The sequence below is a fragment of the Desulfosarcina cetonica JCM 12296 genome (assembly GCF_001311845.1).
GTDB lineage: Bacteria > Desulfobacterota > Desulfobacteria > Desulfobacterales > Desulfosarcinaceae > Desulfosarcina > Desulfosarcina cetonica.
Genome location: NZ_BBCC01000364.1, coordinates 1 through 2,928, shown reverse-complemented (window position 1 = coordinate 2,928; position 2,928 = coordinate 1). Strand labels below are relative to the sequence as shown.

At 61.8% G+C, this 2,928-nt stretch carries 3 protein-coding genes and 1 pseudogene; all 4 read left to right on the top strand.

Going from position 1 to position 2,928, the window contains the following annotated elements:
* The first annotated feature begins 137 nt into the window (after nt 1-137).
* Nucleotides 138-603: pseudogene (locus JCM12296_RS51215) on the top strand (RnfABCDGE type electron transport complex subunit G).
* The gene (gene rsxE / locus JCM12296_RS33790; protein ID WP_054702391.1) at nt 596-1,213 is read left to right on the top strand and encodes an electron transport complex subunit RsxE; all 618 of its coding nucleotides are present in this window, start codon (nt 596-598) and stop codon (nt 1,211-1,213) included. Before JCM12296_RS51215 ends, rsxE begins: the two are co-directional and overlap by 8 nt.
* A gap of 15 nt (nt 1,214-1,228) precedes the next feature.
* Nucleotides 1,229-2,062, top strand: a complete 834-nt coding sequence (locus JCM12296_RS33785; RefSeq protein WP_083456772.1) for an electron transport complex protein RnfA — start codon at nt 1,229-1,231, stop codon at nt 2,060-2,062.
* A 1-nt stretch (nt 2,063) separates the two neighbouring features.
* Nucleotides 2,064-2,928: RnfABCDGE type electron transport complex subunit B (locus JCM12296_RS33780; RefSeq protein WP_246805285.1), on the top strand; the 865-nt coding region annotated here is incomplete at its 3' end.

The window sequence follows — 2,928 nt, the reverse complement described above, 5'->3', positions numbered from 1 at the left end:
TCTTTCTGGCAGTCGGGTTCGGTGTCGCCCTGGCCGGTGTGCAACTGGCCCTTGGCCCGGTCATCGAACAGAACAAATTGAACGAAACCCTTAGAAAGGTGCCGGAGCTGGTCCTGGGCAGCGCCGAGGCCCAGAAAATGGCCGCCGAGAATCAGCAGCTGGACATCGTCCCCCAACAGATCGCGGTCAAGAAACCGACCACTGAAAAATTCTACAGCGTCTACCAGGCCAGCTATCAGGGAAAGCCCAAGGGCTGGGTGGTCAAGGCCAAGGGTCAGGGATATGCCGATACCATCGAACTTCTGGTGGGCCTCTCCCCGGATCTTTCCACCATCACGGGCCTGTTCGTGCTTGACCAGAAGGAGACCCCCGGGACTGGGCAACAAGATCATCACCGACACCTGGCGGGGCCAGTTTATCAACATCCCGGCCGGCGCCCCCCTGGTGGTGGTCAAGACCGGAAAAACCAAGCCGGGTGAAATCGATGCCGTCACCGGCGCCACGATTTCATCGCGCAGCGTCACCACACTGATCAATTCCACCATCACGGATCTGCGCCAACCACTGGCCGATAAGGGGAAAGGGGGCAACGCCAATGGCTGACCAACCCACTGCGGCGGAACGTTTTATTCAAGGCATCCTGCCGGAAAACCCGGTCTATCGCCAGCTGCTCGGCATGTGTCCGACCCTGGCCGTCACCAACAGCCTCATGGCCGCGCTGACCATGGCCAGCGCCGTGGCTTTCGTGCTGCTGTGCGCCAACGTGATCACCAGCCTGATCCGGGATCTGCTTAAACCGCACCTGCGAATCGTCATTTTCACCCTGACCATCGCCACCTTCGTGACCATCGCCGACCGGCTTTTGGCCGCCTATCTCTATCAGATGAGCAAAACCCTCGGGCCGTACATCCCGCTGATCATCGTCAACTGCATCATCATCTGCCGTTGTGAGGTGGTCGCGTCCAAGCAGTCAGCCGGCATCGCCGCCGCCGATGCCATCGGCCAGAGCCTGGGATTCGGCCTGGCGCTCTCCAGCATCGCCGCCGTTCGCGAGATTCTCGGCACCGGTTGCCTGTTCGGCCTGCGGGTCCTGCCCGCCGTCTGGCCGGACTGGGTCATCATGGTGCTGCCGCCCGGCGCGTTTCTCACCTTCGGGATTCTGCTGGGCTGCGTCAACTGGTTTACCGCTCGCAAGAGCGCCAACAAAGCGTAGGGAGCCGACCACACCATGAACTATCTTATCGATATTCTGCTCATCGCCCTGGGGGCGGCCCTGATCAACAACTTCGTGTTGTACTATTTCGTGGGCATCTGCCCCTTCATCGGTGTCTCCCGGCGGGTCAGCATGGCCTTTGGCATGGGCGCCGCCGTGACCTTCGTCATCACCATCGCCGCCTTTTTGTCCTGGAGCATCACGACCTTCGTGCTGATGCCCGGCGCGCCATTGACCCGGCTGGCGGCCAGCCTCTTCATGTCGGCCGAATCGGCGGCCCATGTCGATCTGACCATCTTGAGCTACATCGTCTACATCTTCGCCATCGCCGCCTCGGTACAGTTCGTGGAGATGTACGTCAGACGCTTCTTCCCCTTGCTGTACAAGGCCTTCGGCGTCTTCTTGCCGCTGATCACCACCAACTGCGCCATCCTCTTCGCCTGTCTGACCATCATGAGTCACGTGGTCGGCGTCGAGAATCCGGCCGACCGCTGGGATCTGGGCCGCGCCTTGACCCTGGCCTTTTTCGGCGGCGTGGGCTTTACCATCGCCATCGTGATCATGGCCGGCCTGCGGGAGGAACTCGAACTGTGCGACATTCCCAAGCCGTTCCGCGGTGCGGCCATCGCCCTGGTCATCGGTGGCATCCTGGCCATGGCCTTCATGGGATTTACCGGCGTCGATTCGGGACTGCGCAAGGCCATGACGGCCAAGCCGGAACCGGCCGCCGTCGAACAGAAACAGGCATCCAGTGTGCTGAACGGATCGGATGGGCTGCGTCTGTCGCAGGCAATGCAGATTCCTGCCGTGACACCGGCGTCCCACCCATCAATGCAAATCGGGGGTTAACATGTCTTGGGTAATTATCGGGCTGGCGGCCACGACCATGCTGGCCATGGCGCTGGTGCTGTCATTCGTTCTGGGATGGGCCAATCGGGCCTTTCATGTGGAAGTCGATCCGCGCATCGATGCGGCCATCGATGTGCTGCCGGGTGCCAACTGCGGCGGTTGCGGATACGTGGGCTGTGGTGAATACGCCGAGGCGATCGTCAACGACAACGCGCCGGTGAACAAGTGCACGGTCGGCGGCGAAAGTTGCGTCAAGGCCCTGGCCGACGTGATGGGCGTGGACGCGGAGGCGAGTTTTCCCTGGCGTCCGGTGGTCCACTGCGGCGCCCACTTCAACGATCGCCTGGGCCGCAGCCCCTATTTTGGCGAACAGCGTTGCGTCGCCGCCAACCTGGTGACCGATGTCCAGGGCTGCACCTACGGGTGCCTGGGATTCGGCGACTGCACCCGGGCGTGTAATTTCGATGCCATCCACGTCGAGGACGGGCTGGCCCGGGTGGACTATGAGAAGTGCGTGGGCTGCGGGGCCTGCGCCAAGGCGTGTCCGCGCAACATCATCACCATGGCGCCGTTCAAGAGCGAGCGCATGCTGGTGGTCGAGTGCTCCAACCTGGATGCGGGCAAGGATGTCAAGACGGTCTGCAATGTCGGTTGCGTGGGCTGTCGGGCCTGCGAGCGCATTTCGGACATGTTCGCCTGGTCAACAACCTGTCCACCATCGATTACGACCATTACACGCCGGAAAAACTTACCGAAGGGCTCAAGGCCGTCGAGAAGTGCCCCCGCCACCGGCTGGTCTTCGTGGGCAAGCCCAGTGAAAAGGACATTGCGGCCGTGGCCGACGAAGTTCTTCCCGAAGTCGTGGT

Coding starts and splice junctions, on each gene's coding strand:
- rsxE (WP_054702391.1), top strand. CDS start 596: ATGGCTGACCAACCCACTGCGGCGGAACGTTTTATTCAAGGCATCCTG.
- JCM12296_RS33785 (WP_083456772.1), top strand. CDS start 1,229: ATGAACTATCTTATCGATATTCTGCTCATCGCCCTGGGGGCGGCCCTG.